Source organism: Bacillus cereus group sp. MYBK79-1, assembly GCF_051915365.1.
In the GTDB taxonomy this organism is placed as follows: domain Bacteria; phylum Bacillota; class Bacilli; order Bacillales; family Bacillaceae_G; genus Bacillus_A.
In genome coordinates, this window is sequence record NZ_JBQAEO010000001.1 from 661,270 (window position 1) to 679,692 (window position 18,423).

Consider the following 18,423-nt stretch of genomic DNA (forward strand, 5'->3'; position numbering starts at 1 on the left):
CCCTTTATGAAAAATGAGGTAAATTTACTGTAACTTTCGTCCATTTTCCTTCTTCACTTTCAAGTTGTATATCTCCTTCATGAGCATCAATAATTTGTTTGGCAATCGATAAACCTAAACCGGTACCCCCTGTTTCCCTACTCCTCGCTTTATCAACTCGAAAGAAACGATCAAACACTTTCTGTATATCTTCCTTAGGAATTCCCATACCATAATCTTGAATAGAAAAAAAGACTTTTTCTTTTTGTATTCCTACTATAATATCTATAGAATCTCTACTGTATTTCATTGCATTATCTAATAAAACTACTAATACTTGTTTTATTTTTTGTTCGTCAATATTTACAACAACCTTTTCTTCCTCTGTTATAACACGAAAAGTCCGAGCATATGTTTTTTCTAACTGCTCAGCAGTCACCTGACATAATCGGACCAAATCTGATTCGTTAGTCTCCAAATTCCACTCAGCACTACTGTTTGCAAGAAGCAGCATTTGATTCGTCATACCTTTCATTCTTACTGCCTCCGAATAAATCGCTTCTACAGATTCTTCCAAAACATCTTGTTTTTTCATTCCCCATCTTTTTAATAATTTCGCATAACTTTCAATAACAGTTAACGGTGTTCTCAATTCATGTGAAGCATCTGAAACGAACTGTTGTTGCTTTTCAAAGTTCTGATGTAATAAATCAATCATTTTATTAAATGTCGTTCCCATTTTGTACAATTCATCTTTTGATTTTTTCTCAAGCGGTATTTTTTTGAATATCCCTCTATCTTGTATATGCTCCATTGTTTGTATTAAAGAATTTACAGGTTTTAAAATGAGTTTACTTAACATTCTTCCCGCAAAAAAAGACGGAATTAAAACGAAAAGTGATGCAATAACTAATACATTTTTTAACATATTTAAATTCTCTTGCAAACTATCTAAACGTTCTGTCATTTCTAACGAAACGATTTTCCCATCATTCCAAATGATTGGCATTTTTATATAAGCGAATTTCCCACCATTTCTCTCATAAATTCCAGCTGATTCTTTTCTTTCAAATTTCGTATTTACTGCTGGGATTGGTTTTGTACTATCCACTTCTTGCCTAATCATTACCTTTGAATTTTCATTAATAATTCTAATCATACCGTTTGAAGGCAAGTATGGTTGCAATAGATTTATTGCATCTACTTTCTTTGCTGAATCTGCGTTCATTCCATCAATGATATGTATTGCCTCACGTTTCAATCGTTCTAACTCTCCGTTCGTAGTCACTTTATAAAACAAAAAATATATTGAACTATTAATAATTAATAAAATAAGTAGTAACCATACTGTAGAGAATAAATATATTTTATTTTTAATTTTCATATATTACACCTTTAAGACATACCCAACACCTCTAACAGTGTGAATAAGTGGTACGTCCACATTACAATCTACTTTTTTACGCAAGTATCGAATATATACGTCAACAACATTTGTATCGCCATAATAATCAAATCCCCAAACATTCGTTACAATTTGCTCACGGTTTAACACTTGATTTTCATGCTTCATTAAAAAGAGTAATAAATCAAATTCACGTGGTGTTAAGTCGACTAGATTATTACCTCTTTTCACTTCTCTCGTTTTCTCATCTAAATATAAATCTGCAATTTGATAACTACTATTTTCCTCTTCTTTTACTACATTTGAAATTCTTAAACAAGCACGAATTCTCGCTAAAAGTTCTTCTATTTGAAAAGGCTTTGTGATATAGTCACTTGCTCCTTGATCTAAACCACTAACCTTGTCAACAACTGAGTCACGAGCAGTTAATAAAATAATAGGTATTACAGCATTTTTCAAACGTATTCTTCGAAGAACTTCTAACCCACTTATATTTGGAAGCATTACATCAAGTAATATTAAATCCCAGTTACCATTGCCGAACTTTTCCATTGCCTCTGTACCTGTTTTTGCAATTTCACTTTCATATCCTTCAAACTCTAATTCCAACTGCACGACACGAGCAATTTTTTCTTCATCCTCGACGATTAAAATCCTTTCTCCCATAAAAGCCTCCTATAATATATATTTGCACCATTTTAGTATAACAAGTAATACTTTCCTTCAAAAGAAAAAATACCCAATATGTTTTATCCTTATTGAAAAAAATCAGGAATGAAATATATTCCTGATTTTTAAAGTGACAATCCAACCCATTGCCAATATGCATAGTAAAATATAACCATTACAAATATATAAATAACACTTAAATAACTACTTAACTTTAACAAATCTTGTGGCTGAAACGTTTCTCTATCACTTTCTTGAAATAATAGTAATGCTTTAGAACTGACCGGAAAGGTTAAACAATAATTCATTCCAACAATACCTAAAAATAAGACAGCTACTTCATTTAATTGCAGACTACTTGCAAAGTATAGTAATGGCGGAATAAAAATTACTGCTCTCGTTGTGTGAGATGTAATATATAAATGTGATGTGACTGAAAGAATAACAATTACGAGTAACACGATAAAAATGGACTGCTTATTAATTAATTCAGTTACTAAAAATAACTTCTGCATAATCCATTGCGCTGCACCACTCTCCATTAATGATTTCCCTAATGCAATTGCTGCTCCAACAAATAAAATTAAATTCCAAGAGACACCTTTTAAACTTTCTTTCCACTGCATCACACCGAGTTTTGGTAAAGTTAATAAAAATACTCCTATTATAGTTACGGTTGCAATTTCCAAACCGTGTAACCATTCCGTTAGCCAAAATGCTACCATCGCTATTAAAATACTGATTGTATACTTTTCATTTCGCGATAATTCAAACTTAACTTTTTTCTGTTGCAGTTTCGTTTTTACTTCCTCTTTGTCTAAAAATAATACTAATATTACGCGACAACTTATAAAGCTCATTATGATTCCAAATGGTAATCCCCATATTAACCACTCTACAAATGTGATGTTTTTATTATTAAATTCCTTTAACATATCTAGGGCGATTAAATGTGAGCCTGCCCCAATAATTGTAGAACTTGTTGAAACTAAAATAACTGTAGGCATTAAAATTGCTAATGCTTTCGTAATTCTTCTACTCCCAATTTCTTTTGATATAGCTTGAAAAACAGGTAATACAACCGCTGCGCGTCCAGATGTTGATGGAATAAAAAAGGCAAGTATTTGAATCATCATTGTTAAAATCCCGCACAAGCCTGAAATATTTCGAGCACGATTCACAACAAAGTACGTCATTTTCTCAGCTAAACCGGTAACTTGAAGTGCCCTTCCTAAAATAAAAGAACCTATCATAAGCCAAATCACATCTGAAGCTAACGAATCAAATAAAAGATCTTGCTTTGCTGTTCCTGAAATAATTAGAAATAAGACAGAACCGAGTGCAATATAGGCCGAATTTATCGTTGTTGTTGTCCATAATATAATGGCACAGCAAAATCCAAACAAACTCCATTTTGCTTCCATCGTTAATGATGATGGAAGCAAAAGAACTATTTCTACAATTAATATAAGTGCTACGGGCAGAACCCAGGATGACTTAACTTTCGGAGTATCATTATTATTCACATGTAATTCCACTACATTTTTTTCAATCATGATACGTACCCACTTTTATTTAAACGAGAAGCGATTTGATATCCAACTAAAACTGTACGCATCGTACTCTCTGTACAATCACGAAGCCATTTCTCCGCATTAAAAAATGCATTTTCTAACGAAGATGGCATTGGTAATATGCTTGTATATGCATCAATTCCGTAATCGTAATTAATACGTGCACCTTTACCAACTGTCCCTACTAACGCTATTACTGGTAATCCATATTTTTTTGCACATTTAGCCACTTCAGCTGGAATTTTCCCACGTGGTGTTTGAAAATCAATACTTCCTTCCGCAGTAAATACAAGATCACACTTTAACAATAGTTTATTTAAATCCATATACTTCATAATAATGTCGTATCTCGGATGAAGCGTTGCCCCAATTAAAGCTTGCAGTCCAGCACCAAGACCGCCAGATGCACCACTTCCTGGTGTATGATGTACATCTATACCTATATCTTTTTTTATAATAGTAGCATAGCGCTCCAATGCTTTTTCTAGTTCTATTACTTGTGCTTCGTTAGCACCTTTTTGCGGACCGAACACTCTAGCTACTCCCTGTTCGCCGCATAATTGATTAAACCAATTACAAGCAACGTCGATTTGAACATGCCTTAATCTAGGATCTACTTGTGACGTATCTATTTTTGAAACTTGTAATAAAGAGGTACCACCTTGAATTTGTATTTCCTTTTCATCTTCATTTAAAAACTTTACACCTAACGCTTCAGCCATACCAGCACCTCCATCAGACGTACCTGAATCACCACATCCTATTAATATACGATCTACTCCTTTACTTAAAGCTAATTCTATTAACTGTCCAACACCATGAGTAGTCGTTTTTCTTGGATCACGTAAATCTCTCGGTACAAGGCGTAGCCCAGCCGCCGCAGCCATTTCAATAACAGCTGTACGCTCACCATTTCTCGTTTCAAAAACACCAAAATAAGATTGTATCTCATCTCCAATAGGTCCCGTTACTTGTACTTTATACATTTTTCCACCAGTAATATTTATAATTGCCTCTGTAAACCCTTCCCCACCATCAACCATTGGTAAAGTCTCTACAGTAGCAAGTGGCATAACTTTTAAAATCCCTTCTTTCATTACATCAGCAGCTTCCTTCGCCCCTAAACTTTCTTTAAATCCTGATGGTACAACTAAAATACGCATGTAATATTTCTCCCTTCACCTTGTATATCTCTTTCGTTTCTAAGGCTTATACTAAAGGTGAAAAAAGAGAGCACAATTAAGCTCACATTAAAATTTGGTGAGAAAGTGCTGAATTTTATGAACTAAAAAATCCGTTGTACTATAAAATAGCACAACGGATACATTTCTTTCCCCTATTTTTAAGGGATAAGTCTTGTACAGTCCCTTGGAAAAGCACTCGCCTCTCGTACATTTGTTAATTCTAATAGTTTGTATACAACTCTCTCTAATCCAATTCCACAACCACCGTGCGGGGGACAACCGTATCGGAATGTATTTAAATAAGATTGAAATGTATCTGGATGTAATCCTTTTTCTTTAAAAGAAGCGAGTAACATTTCATAATCATGAATTCGCTGTGCCCCTGAAGTTATTTCTAGTCCTTTATATAGTAAGTCGAACGAATCAGTAATAGATGGATTCTCATTATTCGGCATCGTATACATCGGCCTAGCTTCTTTCGGATAATGTGTAATGAAAACAAACTCACTCTTATATGTTTCCTTCACATATTTCCCTAATAGCTTCTCACCTTCTGTATCTAAATCTCCAATTGGCGATTCTTTTCGGTACTTACTTTTCAAAATTTCTTGCGCTTGTAACAATGTAATTTTCGGTATTTCTGTAATAACAGGTACTTCTATTTGTAATAGTTGTAGTTCTTTTTCACAGTTTTTTGCTACTTGTTGAAACATATATCGTAAAACATCCGTTTCTAATCGCATAACTTCATAAAAATCATGAATAAATCCAAGTTCTACGTCTAACGATATATATTCATTCAAATGACGGGAAGAATTATGATGTTCTGCTCTATAAACAGGGGCAACTTCAAAAACACGTTCTAACCCTCCAGCTACCATCATCTGTTTATAAAACTGTGGTGATTGTGCTAAATAAGCTTCTTTTTGAAAGTATGGAAGTTTAAAAACATTCGCCCCTCCTTCTGCCCCTTGTGAAACAATTTTCGGAGTAAATATCCGTGTGAAATCGTTCTCTATTAGAAATTCACTAAAGCTCTGAACGAGTGTAGATTTCACTTTAAATATCGCCGCAGTTCTCTCATGTCTTAATGATAATACCCGCTCATTCAGTAGTTGATCTAAGCCAACTTGCAATTTCTTTTTATTTATTTCAAACGGAAGTGGTTCTGCGCCATTTAATATTTTCACTTCGTGAGCAAGTACTTCAACTCCTAATTCTGTTTTTGAAGTCTCCACTATTTGGCCTACGACTTGAACGACACTTTCCACATCTACTTTAAATCCAGCTAGCTCGTTTTCTAATACGCATTGCATAACTCCTGATCGATCCCTTATTAATAAAAAACTAACATTACCTAGATGACGAATCTTCTTTACCCATCCTTGAAGTAATACAACTTTTCCGCTTTGCTTTGTACATTCTTTTGTGAGTGAACGCTTCATTACATTTCCCTCCAGTAAATTTATATTTATTTACGTTATTGTTGTCATCGTCATCATCCACGGTCACTCACCTCCTTTCAAAGAATACAAAAATCCGCCCCTATAAATAGGGACGGATTTTTCCGCGGTACCACCCAAATTGTCATAATGACCATCTTAGCCCTGATAACGGTAGGTACCGTTTGCTTTTACTAATTATCACGTTCAAAGCAACACTCACAGGTGTCTTTCCATCATGCAGTATCGCAATCATCTCAGCAACCGATTGCTCTCTGTAGACCTTTGCATTATGTACTTTTCCTGATCCTCACTTTTTATATTTACAGAGTATTCTATCTCTTTACTTTATAAAACGCAAGCCTTTTTAAATATATTTTGATTTTTCAAATCCAATTTTGTACAATCTCCTCTAAAGCCATACCACGTGAGCCTTTCAGTAATACAACATCCTTTTTCGAAATAATTTTCAATACTTCCTCTGCTATCTTGGTCTTATTATTAAATGACCGTACTTTTCCTGAATCATATTTCTTTCTTGCTTCTTCCGCTACAATTTCAGCTAGCTCTCCATAGGTAAATACATATTGAATGCTCTCTTCATTTAACATTTTGCCAATTTCTCTATGATATGTTTCAGCTTTCTTTCCTAACTCCAACATATCCCCAATCACTATAATTTTTTTCTCATAGGCATTTAATTTCTGTAATGTCTCAATTGCAACCTTCATTGAAGAAGGACTGGCATTCCATGCATCGTTAATAACCGTAAAGCCTGTTTTAGCAGTTAAAAATTGAAAGCGCATTTGAGTAATATTAACTTGCCGCAATGCCTCCTGTATTTTTAATGTAGGGACATTGTAAAATTGACCTACAGCGATTCCGACGATCGTATTTAATATATTATGCTTTCCATGTAAGGGGACATCGTACTGTATTTTTGAATCATTTAATTTAAAATGAACACCATATTCATCTAATTGCACGTTTGTTGGAAACAAATCATTTGTATACGTTTCACCAAATGCCTTACAATTTATACTCGATAGATTCTTATTTTGCAAAAGCAATGGTTCATCACCATTATATAAAAACAAACCATTTCCTTTTAACCCATCAATAATTTCTAATTTAGCCTTCGTAATCTCTTCTCTTGATCCAAGCGTTTCTAAGTGAGACTGACCGATCATTGTAATAATCGCTACATCTGGCTGTGCTATTTTTGATAAGTTTCGAATTTGTCCTTTTTCACTCATCCCCATTTCAAGTATTAAAAACTCTGTATCTCTTTCCATTTCTAAAATTGTTAACGGCAAACCGATTTGACTATTTAAATTCTCCTTTGTTTTATGCACACAATAAGTTGTTCTTAAAACCGTACTTACAATATCTTTTACTGTTGTCTTGCCATTACTACCAGTGATTCCGATTACGTTTACATTTAGCTCTTTTCGATAAAACTGTGCCAATTGTTGCAAAGCAAACAAAGTATCATCTACAAATATAATTGCTACCCCTTTTGGCGGAGTGCTGTAAGACTTTTTCCATAAGGAAGCGACAGCTCCATTATCCATTGCCTCTTTCACATAATCATGTCCATCTTTCACTCTAATAATTGGGACAAACAAATTCCTTTTCTTAATTTTCTGGGAGTCAATACAGATACCTTGTATCTCCATATTGTGAAACGATTCTCGTAATCCTTCTCCATCTACTACCTCTTCAAGTTTTTTTAAATTAATTTGAATCAAATCATCACCTTTTTCCATTTTATTACATAAAAATTGTGTTTTTTACGCATATTAATTAACAAATTTAAAGCGAGGTGTGTATATGAAAAAAACAATAAGTTTCTTCCTCCTTTTGTTATGCCTAATCGTAGTAAATGAAACGTACGCCTATTCACCAAAGTCTTTACCAATCTCCCAAAACTCTGATCAATGGCAAGTGAATATTGATGAACCAAAAAAAATAAGCAAAAAGATGCTTCAAGCTAAAAAAGATGAATTTCAAACATATCAATTTTCAGTAAAAAATGTTGGCAACAGTGAAGTATATAACGTACAAGTCGAAGTATTCCGCAACGAGCCAAAAACGAAAACGAAGTATGAACTCTTCTCCCGAAAGGAAAGTCGTTTAGCGAGTGGAAAAACTGGATTTAAACATGCTAATTTTCCAGTTGCTACAAAAGCAGATGAAGTTGATGTAATCATTACTTGGCAAGAACACCCTTTCCGCTCTATGAGAAACGGCCAAAAAGTTGAGTCTAGAAAATTTAAAGAGCATTTTGTTTTTAAAGATGAAAAAAATAAATAGAATGCGAATAAGTTCACACTACCATTCCTATAGCTTACTTTACTAGTACCAGTTCTTAAGCAAATTAAAAAGTCGTGGCTTATAAATGCCACGACTTTTCATATTAATTCGTACTAATTCCTCTCGCTGCCCAAATACGATCAATTTCAGCAGCATGTTGTCCGCCATATAAAAGAGCATCCGCTTGCTTAATCGCTTTTGCTCCATCACTGAATTTAGAGTTTGGTGTTAATGACCAGTGCGATTGTAAAATAATTTTTGTTGCAACATCACGGCCAAAAGTTTGTGCCATCTCATATTGTCCTTGCGACCAAATTTCCCCATCAGCATGTACTTGATTTTTTAAATCTTTCGGATACACTTTATTCGTATCTAATCGGCGCAGGCATGTTGGATCTGAACTAGAGTAAGCCGCCGCATCCCACTCTCCAACACATGCTTTTCCGTATCCTGTAGTCGATACAGCATCTTCATACGTAGCACCTAAGAAGTCACCAAATCCTTCTCCCATCGCTCCGCCTTCTGCTGAACTACCAAAGCCAGGAACTTGGTTATCTTGAATCGAATGCCCATATTCATGTGCGATAATACCAGCATCTTCTGCATCATCTACTCCGCCAGTACCGAAAGTTAAAGCTTTCGTTGTCGGAGAATAAAATGAGTTATCAGCCGTCGTTCCATTCACATTCACTTTAATAGAGCGATTATTAATATTTTTAAAACCTAACCCTTGAATGTAACGCTGTAATGTATCAATATGATAATACGACATAACATCTTCAAAGCTATCATTTGCGCGTGTATAGTTGAATTGTAAATTTGCAGATTTCGTTTTTGCTTTGGAAGAAATCGTTACATACTCTCCAATTAAAAATCCTGTCCCATCTAAACCTTTTAACGTAACAGTCTTCAATTGGTTCGTTAGCGTAGTTGAATCGGCATCGTTATTATCTTTTAATCCTGCTAAACTCCCGCTTGATACGACAGGGTTAGGTAAAAATACTTTTCCTGTTCCTTCTACTTTTCGGTTTATATCAACCTTTTTAATTAACTTTCCATTTTCTGCATCAATAAATGTTTCCCATGCACCAAACGGGTTATTAGAATGGACTACAACTTTATATACTGGACGTGCAATTCCTTCTTCCACAATATATCCGAATTCTTTCTCTGTAGGAGCCCATAAGTTTTGCTCACTTGCTTCTCCAACATACGCCATTGATTTTTGTATTGCATCTTTTTCACTAATTTTTGTCGTTACTTCCTTCACCCCTTTAACGGATTGATAATCAGAAACAGCAAGTACTCCTTTTCCCTCTCCGTTAAGAGTAACTGTAATTTGTTTTGAAAATACAGGTGCACCATTAACAACTTGTTGGAACCTAACATATGAAGCTACTGATGTTTCTGTTGTAGAAATATATTGCAAGTCTGAAAGGTCTGTTTTCAATCCATACTGCGCAGCATTTTCTTTTAAATATTCAGTTGCTTTTTTCTGCGGCGAATAAGCTTCTAGCTTTACTTGCTGCTGTTTTTCCAATGCTGAAACCGTAGAAATCGTCCCCATTACTAATGGCACAGTCATTGCCATTGCCACCATTTTTTTATTAAACATAGAACCACTCCCCCTAATAAAGTAGCTCAACCTTATCCCATTACCAATCGGCAATCATTTCCGCAAAATGGATGGATAAAAATTGAATCTACGAGTAATTCTCTATAAACAATTCTATTACCTTTCTATTTAAGGTGAGTGAAATTTTCTCAATATTTATGTGTAAAATGAAAACAATACTTTAGAAATAAATTTTCACAGCATTTTAATTAGTGTGTTATAGAGAAATAAATTTTCTAGAGGTCCTATCGAATGGATTATGCGGAAAATAGCCGGATAAATTCCCATCATACAAAAAGGAAGTTGGAATCATTCCAACTTCCTTTTTTCTTTAATTAGCTGCACTTAATTTAATTCTAAGTTTTGTCTCACCTAAAGATAGTTCATCGTCTTCATTCGTTAAATGACCAAATGTAAACTGCTTAACGAGTAAATTTTCTTCCAATAAATCTTTATGGTTCGTTAATGTTTGCTTTAGTTCTTCCTCTGTATCAAGAATAACATCGACTCGTAAATTAACCGGTAAATTTAGTTGCTTACGATATTCTTGAACCGCTCGAATAAATTCACGTGCTACTCCTTCTTGTAACAATTCTTTTGTTACATTCGTATCTAACATAACTGTATATTGTCCGTTAGTCGTATTAGAGAATCCTGATTTTGCAACTTTCTCTACTAATACATCTTCAGTCGTTACAACTACTTCTTCTCCTGATGCTGCTTCGTAAACTGCTTTTTCTGTAGAGACAAAGTTTTGTACCTTGTCTTGTGATAATTGTTTTAGCCAGCCATTTACTGCATTCACATTTTTACCAAACTTTGGCCCAGCCGTTTTAAAGTTCAGCTTTAATTGATAGGACGTGTATTTCGTTTCATCGAGTTCAACATGGAACGCCTTCACATTTAACTCATCCATGACGATATCACGATACGATTCCCATTCCATATCATTTTCATTATGCTCAAGTAGTACAAGTTCCGCTAACGGCTGTTTTACTTTTAAAGAATGCTGATTACGGTTACTTCTTCCAAGTTCAACAACTTGTAAAACAGCATCCATTTCCGCTTCTAATTTCGGCTGAAGTAATGATTCATTTACAACTGGATAATCCTCTAAATGAACGCTACTTCCAGTTAAATTCAAATGAATATCTTCAGCGACAAACGGTGTAAACGGTGCGATTAACTTACTAATTGTCACAAGCACGTCATGAAGTGTTTCATACGCAGCTGCTTTTTCAGCATTCATACCAGATTCCCAGAAACGATTACGTGATCGTCTTACGTACCAGTTACTTACTTCATCTACAAGCGTCGCGATTTCACGAGCTGCATTCGTAAATTGATAATCATCAAGTGCTGTTCTTACCTTTTTCGTTGTGCTATGCAATCTTGATAATACCCATTCATCCAATTTCGTCCGCTTTACATCATACGTTTCTTTCGGATTATACCCATCTAAATTTGCATATAAAACGTAGAAGCTATACACATTGACTAATGTATCTACAAACTTAGATTTGGCTTCTAGTACTGTTCTTTCAGAAAAACGCTTCGCATTCCACGGAGCACTGTCAACGAGTAGCGCCCATCTTAAAGCATCTGCACCAAACTGATTTACTAAATCAACTGGATCTAGTGCATTCCCTTTACTTTTAGACATTTTCTGTCCTTCTTCGTCTAATACATGCCCTAGTGATAACACTCGCTTATAAGGCACTTTTCCTGTATATAGCGCTGATACTGCTAATAAACTATAAAACCAGCCGCGTGTTTGATCAATGCCTTCCGCAATAACATCTGCTGGAAACTGCTCTTCAAATAACTCTTTATTTTCAAATGGATAATGATATTGCGCAAATGGCATGGAACCACTATCAAACCAAACATCAATTACTTCTGGTGTACGATTCATTGTACTTCCGCATTTTTCGCAGCAAACTTGCACTTCATCTACATACGGTTTATGCAGTTCTAAATCTTCCGGTGTTTCTTTCATACTATGCTTTCTTAAATCCACAATGCTTTTCGGTGCGAATTGATGATCGCAACTTTCACATTCCCATACGTTTAATGGTGTTCCCCAATATCTATTTCGGCTAATATTCCAGTCCACCATATTTTCTAAAAACTTACCAAAGCGTCCATGTTTCATATGGTCTGGATACCAAGTAACAGAATCGTTATTTTGTAAAAATTTATCTTTAATTGCAGTTGTTCGGATTAACCAACTCTCTCCTGCATAATAAAGAAGTGGTGAATCACAGCGCCAGCAATGCGGGTAGCTATGTTCATACTTTTCTTTATGATATAGTAAGCCTTCCTTCGCTAAATAACGAACAATATCCACGTCACAATCTTTCACAAATTTCCCTTTCAAAAATGGTACTGCTTCTGTATACTCACCTTTCTCATCTACAACATGCAGGAATGACAATCCTTCACTTTGAACGACTCTATAATCGTCCTCCCCATATGCTGGAGCGATATGAACAAGTCCTGTACCACTATTTGCCGTGACAAAATCTGCTGCTATAACTCGGTAGCCATTTGTAACTTCTTTCATTGGAAATGGTGCTGTATACGATGTGTTTACTAATTCTTCACCTTTATGGACAGATAGTACTTCATAGTCTTCTTTTAATACATCTTGTACACGTTCTTTTGCAACAATATATACATGACCTTCTTGTTTCGCTTTCACGTATTCCATATTTGGATGTACAGCGAGCGCAACATTTGCTGGAAGCGTCCAAGGTGTCGTTGTCCAACCTAGGAAATACTCATTTTCACTATCTTTCACTTTAAACTTAACTGTTGCACTTAAATCTTTTACTGTTTTATACCCTTGCGCAACCTCATGTGAACTTAGTGACGTTTGACAACTTGGGCAATATGGTGAAACTCTATGTCCCTTATACAATAAGCCTTTTTCATGAATCGTTCCTAAAATATGCCATACACTTTCGATATATGGATTCTCTAGCGTAACGTATGGATTATCCATATCTACCCAATAACCGATGCTTTCAGTAAATTCACGCCACTGCTTTTCATATGTGAATACACTTTCTTTACACTTCTGAATAAATGGCTCAATTCCATACTCTTCGATTTCATGTTTACCAGAAATACCGAGTTGCTTCTCAACACCTAATTCTACAGGTAAACCGTGCGTATCCCATCCCGCTTTTCTTAACACTTTATATCCAGCCATCGTTTTATATCTTGCTACTACATCTTTAATTGTCCGTCCAAGTGCATGACCTACATGCGGTAATCCATTCGCAGTTGGTGGTCCTTCATAAAATACGAAAGACTGTGCGCCTTCTCGATTCTGAATTGATTGCTCGAAAATACTTTGCTCGTTCCACTGCTTACGAATACGTGTTTCTCTCCCTACAGCTGACTCTTTTACATCTACTTTCTTCATCTACAATCACTCCTTTGAATGTTTTAAAGCACACAAAAAACCCGTCCCTATAAAGTAGGGACGGGTTTACCCGCGTTACCACCCTAATTCTATTAGCTCTTCACTAATAGCACTTAGCAACGTACTATCATACGTGTTCTTTGTAACGGTAGACATCCGTCCGGGCTTACTCACTTTCAGCCTCGGCTCCTCGGAGATGATTTTCAAATAACGTCTGCACGCCGGCTTTCAGCAACATACCGGCTCTCTGGGGAACAGTACACTATTTTACTCTTTCTCGTCTTCAGATTTGTATACTTTGTTAAAAGCTATTTTATGCCATTTGGCAACGAATTGTCAACTAATTCGAAATATATTTTATTTATACCCTTTTTCCCTATTCTTATACAATTACTTTTCAAATTCTTGCAATGCTGCTAAATTTTCATCATCCTCAATAAGTTCAGCGAAAAATCCCGACTCATCCTCACGAAGTACAATTTCAAGTTCTTCCTTCGCCTCTTCCTTTCTGTTTAACTGTGCTAAATAACAAGCACGATCGTATCTCGCTAACAGATCATTCGCATTAATTTTTAATACTTCATTCGCTATTTTCTCTGCCTTTAGTGTTTGACCGGCACCATGATATGCAGATGCTAAAGAAAGAAGAATCGCTGTTTCATTTGGATGATGTATAGAAGCATTTTCTAATACATGAATTGCCTCTTCAAACCGTTCTTGACTTTGATATATTTCTCCTAAAGCAAGAAACGCTCTATTTACAAACGGTGTTTGCTCCGTTAATTGTAAGGTAATCTTTTCTGCTTTTCTTTCTTCCCCTGCTTTAAACAATACTTGTGCTTGTAAAAGAAGAGTATCATAATCATCTGGTAATTCTCGAACCATTTGCTTCGTTAACTCTGAAGCATCCCGTAACATATCTTCTTCCTCACACTCTATGAAAACATTTACAAGCTGCTTCGCTACATCGTAATCCCATTTATTTTCTAACGATGTTTGCAATACATCTATTGCCTCGTTGTTCATCGTCACATTCTCGTAAAATAGTGCAAATCGCTGCGCTGCCAAACTATTTTTTTGATTTAACTTTAACGAAATTTCATATAAATCAATGATTGTAGTAATAATCGAAATTTCTTTCGCACGGTTTTTCATGCGATAAAAAGCTCTCGTAATTATGGATTTCTTCGGCTGATCATTTTGTTGACGTTCAATCCATCTTTCTGTAACCGCAGATGCAGCATACATAAATGCCATACTTCTTTCTGCCTTTTTCACTTTTAGTGTATGAAGAAAATCTCGTATATTAGACCATTTCTTATGTTGTTCTATCGCTTTTACATATACATCAAATATACGTTCATTATTTGCATCTTTTTGTATCACTTTCATCGCAATTTCAATTGCTTTTGCATTTCTATTTTTCACTAGTACTTTTGCATAATGATATAGAACTTCTGTATGCTCACCATCTAATTGTAGTGCGTATTCAATCTGTTCTTGTTCTTTATCTATTTCATCCATCGCTCCATACACATATGCAACCGCATCTAATCTCCATATTTCAGGTACTTCGTCTGCTAATTGTTCTAGCTCAGTTAGCAATTCTTTCTGTAGATTCATTTCTACTGAAAGCTGTGCCAAATATTCCATATTAATATGCAACGGCTCTTCTTTCATCGCCTGAACCATATGACTTTGTTCTTTAGAACGATTTTCTTCTTTTTCGTATATTTCCGCAAGCTGTAAATGTACACCTACGAAATTCCCATCAAGCTCTAAACATCTTTCATACGCTTGTTTTGCTTCCGTCAATTGCCCTAATAGCATAAGTGTTTCACCAATTCGGTAATACGGTAATGCCGTTTCCTTTTGTTCTATCGCCTTATTATATCTTTTCATCGCTTGGCCGTACTGTCCAATCGATTCATATAAAATACCTGTATAACAGCCGTATTCACTTACTTCATTTCTTTCTTTCTGTAACGTTCTTAAGAATGCTATACCTCTTTGTACAAATACTGTTCCTTTAATTCGATTCACATATTCATCTAACGCACTTGCTACATTATATTCGCTCTGCTTTATACCACTCTCTAACTTAGACAACGCTACTTTAAATCCTTCTTCACTTCCACCAAGTTCAACCTCTGCATCCCATAAAACCATCCCTGCGTTCATAAGGAAATCTTGACTCTTTTCAATTTGTTTTTCGATACTGAGAATATATTCTTTTGCTTCTTTATATTGTTCTCTTGCCATATAAACTTGTGTAAGTCCGAAGTGAGAGTATACATCATCATGATTTTCTTCCAAAGCACGAGCATACAATGTTTCAGCTTCTTCCAGACTATCATTTTGGAAATGGTAATCACCGAGCTTTACGTATAGAGGTGCCTTATCGTCACAATTCTCAATACCTTTTAATAAAACTTCTTTCGTACTTTCTTCATCCTTCAAATCAGATTCGTATATTTCCGCAAGTTTCGTATAAATGTATGGTGCATTACTATCCAAATGAATTGCTATTTTAAGCCCTTTTATCGCTAAATATAATTTCCCTAAATGATGCGCACATCTCGCTCGCTCATACCATACATGTGCTTCATTTTTATATTCTTTTAACAAATCATTAAAGATTTCATACGCTTCTTCATATCTTTCTAAATCTATTAATATTAACCCGTGATTCGTTAAAGTGAATCGTTCTGGACTACGTTCCAAGGCAACTTGAGAAAACTGTAACGCCTTTTCAGACTGATCGATATACATATACGATAAAGCGAGAAAACTCCAAGCAATCGGCTGATCTGCGTCTAATTGTAACGAGAAACGAAAACTTGAAATCGCTTCTATATAACTTTCCTGCTCAAAAGCATACCTTCCGTTTATTAAATGATATAAAGCACGATTATTTTTCTTCTCAACACTCGCAAGCATTTGCCCCGCTTTTTCTAACTCTTCAAGGCGAATAAAGCACTGTGCACCATGTAATTTAACAAAATCTGAGTTTGGAAACTTCTCCATTAACTTTTCAATACAAGATATAATAAACTCGTTATCTACTTCAACATCTAAGTGCTTAACCGTATACAACCACGTATTCGGATTATCACTCGTCTCTTTTAAAAATTGTACTAACTTATGAATCCCCTCATTATCTTGTTCATCTAAATGATCCGTTAAAGAAAAAATGGATTTAAAATAATGATGCTCTTCCTCATTTAAAAATGATAATTGTCCCTTCTTTTCTTGCGGAACAAACGTAATCGCTAAACACCCTGTATAACGATATTTTTCTTGTAACTTACTATACTCCACAATGACTGGTTCGATAAAGTTTGGATCTTGAACATAAAAAGCTTGTAACCTATCATCATACCCAGCTAACACTTGCACATGTGAAGCATGCTCAATATCAATACTTAATAAAACGGGAATTCCTTCGCCGAGTAATTTCTTATAAGTTTCCACATTTCCTTTAAAATAACGATATTCATAACCTAAATCTTCTAAATAAGAAACAGTATCTGAAAACTTCGAGCCCGTCATATCAAAAATGAACTCTGCTATTTCATCTTGCGTACGTTTTTCTCCCCATAACTGCAACATCATTTCTAAACTTGTCGGCACACAATAATTATCCTTTTGTACAATGGGAACTATCGGTAAGTGAACCTTTTGGCCATCTGGATTTTTTTCTAAATTATGATATAAAGACTCTTTTAAACTTGTTTCTTCTTTTAATAACTGTTGTAAATCTACAAGTTTATTCATTTTGTAAAGCGCTTCTGCACGTAAATGTACAAAGTAAGTTTTATACGCATGATAAGGAAGCTGATTATTTATGTTATCTATTACGTCTAACACTTCTTCATACTTCCCTAAATCTAATAAATATTTCACCTTTTCAAAATGAAAATATGGTACTTGCGGGAACTTTACAATTGCATCATCAATTAGCTGTAATGCACGTTTTTGTTCCCCTTTATTTGCATATAACTGTGCTAATAAATAAGTAGATAACTCTTCACAATCTTTATGCTGCATGCCAGCTATAAATTGTTCTTCTGCTTTCTCCCATTCACCTGTATGCATATAGACGTAACCCCATTTATCAAATACGGCACGTGCACTGTACTCCTCTGCCTTTTGCATATAAATAAGCGCTTCTTCATTTCGTTTCATTTCTAACAAACATCGTACTAACGTAAAATATGTTTTCGCTAAAAGATCAACTTCTATCTCTTCTTTATTTACCTCTTCTAATGAATCTTTTAACAACTGTTCTACTTCAAGTATTTTCCGCTCATCAATTAACTCATCACAATATAAAGAGAGCGTTCTCATATTTGGGAATTTTTTGTAGGCGTAGCGAATGAGGAATGAACTGTATTGGTGCATAAGCCCTTCATCAGTAAGACGTATTAATATATCAAACTCCTTATGTGAAGGAATATTAGCAAGCCAACTCTTCAAATAAGATAAAGTATTCTTTTCTTTTATATATGAAATTTCATTATTTATTTCCTGTAATCCATCTATAAATCTCTTGTCTTTCAAACAAGCATCTAACTGCTTAAAATCTAGCATGTATTCACCTCGAATAATTTTTTGCACTGCTACTTGCTTAGATTTTACACATCATATTGTAGGTATTCAACTAAAATCTCCTATAATGGATAGTATTATTTAATATTATTCGAATTTATAACAAAATATAGTAAAAATGATTGTTTTTCTCCATATTTTGTTTGATTAAATGGAATAACGTAACATGAGGATCTTATCTTTTGGAAGCTCAAA

Annotated in this window: 10 protein-coding genes and 2 other annotated features; of the genes, 1 reads left to right on the forward strand and 9 read right to left on the reverse strand. The window is 34.8% G+C overall.

The genetic code is table 11. The features are described from left to right. Nucleotides 1–4: 4 nt before the first annotated feature. The 6 genes from ACTFOB_RS03440 to ACTFOB_RS03465 form a co-directional block, all read right to left on the reverse strand. Entirely contained in the window at nucleotides 5–1,363 is a 1,359-nt protein-coding gene (locus ACTFOB_RS03440; protein WP_440024511.1) for an ATP-binding protein, read from the reverse strand. A gap of 3 nt (nucleotides 1,364–1,366) precedes the next feature. Beyond that, the gene (locus tag ACTFOB_RS03445) at nucleotides 1,367–2,050 is read right to left on the reverse strand and encodes a response regulator transcription factor (RefSeq protein WP_151630598.1); all 684 of its coding nucleotides are present in this window, start codon (nucleotides 2,048–2,050) and stop codon (nucleotides 1,367–1,369) included. Between the two features lie 128 nt (nucleotides 2,051–2,178). Next, nucleotides 2,179–3,609: an SLC13 family permease gene (locus ACTFOB_RS03450; RefSeq protein ID WP_440024514.1), complete on the reverse strand. Its 1,431-nt coding sequence runs from the start codon at nucleotides 3,607–3,609 to the stop codon at nucleotides 2,179–2,181. Continuing rightward, nucleotides 3,606–4,790 (reverse strand): glycerate kinase family protein, encoded by a 1,185-nt coding sequence (locus tag ACTFOB_RS03455; protein ID WP_151630600.1) that lies wholly within the window; start codon nucleotides 4,788–4,790, stop codon nucleotides 3,606–3,608. Before ACTFOB_RS03455 ends, ACTFOB_RS03450 begins: the two co-directional genes overlap by 4 nt. 179 nt (nucleotides 4,791–4,969) lie before the next feature. Continuing rightward, nucleotides 4,970–6,256 (reverse strand): aspartate--tRNA(Asn) ligase, encoded by a 1,287-nt coding sequence (gene aspS, locus ACTFOB_RS03460; RefSeq protein WP_440024516.1) that lies wholly within the window; start codon nucleotides 6,254–6,256, stop codon nucleotides 4,970–4,972. A 105-nt stretch (nucleotides 6,257–6,361) separates the two neighbouring features. Further along, nucleotides 6,362–6,573, reverse strand: a binding site (T-box leader). 66 nt (nucleotides 6,574–6,639) lie between these two features. Further along, nucleotides 6,640–8,022 (reverse strand): UDP-N-acetylmuramoyl-tripeptide--D-alanyl-D-alanine ligase, encoded by a 1,383-nt coding sequence (locus tag ACTFOB_RS03465; RefSeq protein ID WP_440024517.1) that lies wholly within the window; start codon nucleotides 8,020–8,022, stop codon nucleotides 6,640–6,642. Between the two features lie 64 nt (nucleotides 8,023–8,086). Between ACTFOB_RS03465 and ACTFOB_RS03470 the strand changes: the two genes are divergently transcribed. Further along, complete coding sequence (locus ACTFOB_RS03470) at nucleotides 8,087–8,569, forward strand: hypothetical protein (protein ID WP_440024518.1); 483 nt, start codon at nucleotides 8,087–8,089, stop codon at nucleotides 8,567–8,569. A 103-nt stretch (nucleotides 8,570–8,672) separates the two neighbouring features. On the opposite strand, the gene ACTFOB_RS03475 is transcribed toward ACTFOB_RS03470, so the two are convergent. The 3 genes from ACTFOB_RS03475 to ACTFOB_RS03485 all read right to left on the reverse strand — a co-directional run bounded on the left by ACTFOB_RS03475 (nucleotide 8,673) and on the right by ACTFOB_RS03485 (nucleotide 18,210). Further along, nucleotides 8,673–10,184: a M36 family metallopeptidase gene (locus tag ACTFOB_RS03475; protein ID WP_440024520.1), complete on the reverse strand. Its 1,512-nt coding sequence runs from the start codon at nucleotides 10,182–10,184 to the stop codon at nucleotides 8,673–8,675. 331 nt (nucleotides 10,185–10,515) lie between these two features. Then, nucleotides 10,516–13,617 (reverse strand): isoleucine--tRNA ligase, encoded by a 3,102-nt coding sequence (gene ileS / locus ACTFOB_RS03480; RefSeq protein WP_440024522.1) that lies wholly within the window; start codon nucleotides 13,615–13,617, stop codon nucleotides 10,516–10,518. Nucleotides 13,618–13,670: 53 nt separating this feature from the next. Next, nucleotides 13,671–13,910, reverse strand: a binding site (T-box leader). A gap of 97 nt (nucleotides 13,911–14,007) precedes the next feature. After that, complete coding sequence (locus ACTFOB_RS03485) at nucleotides 14,008–18,210, reverse strand: tetratricopeptide repeat protein (protein WP_440024523.1); 4,203 nt, start codon at nucleotides 18,208–18,210, stop codon at nucleotides 14,008–14,010. Between the last annotated feature and the right edge of the window lie 213 nt (nucleotides 18,211–18,423).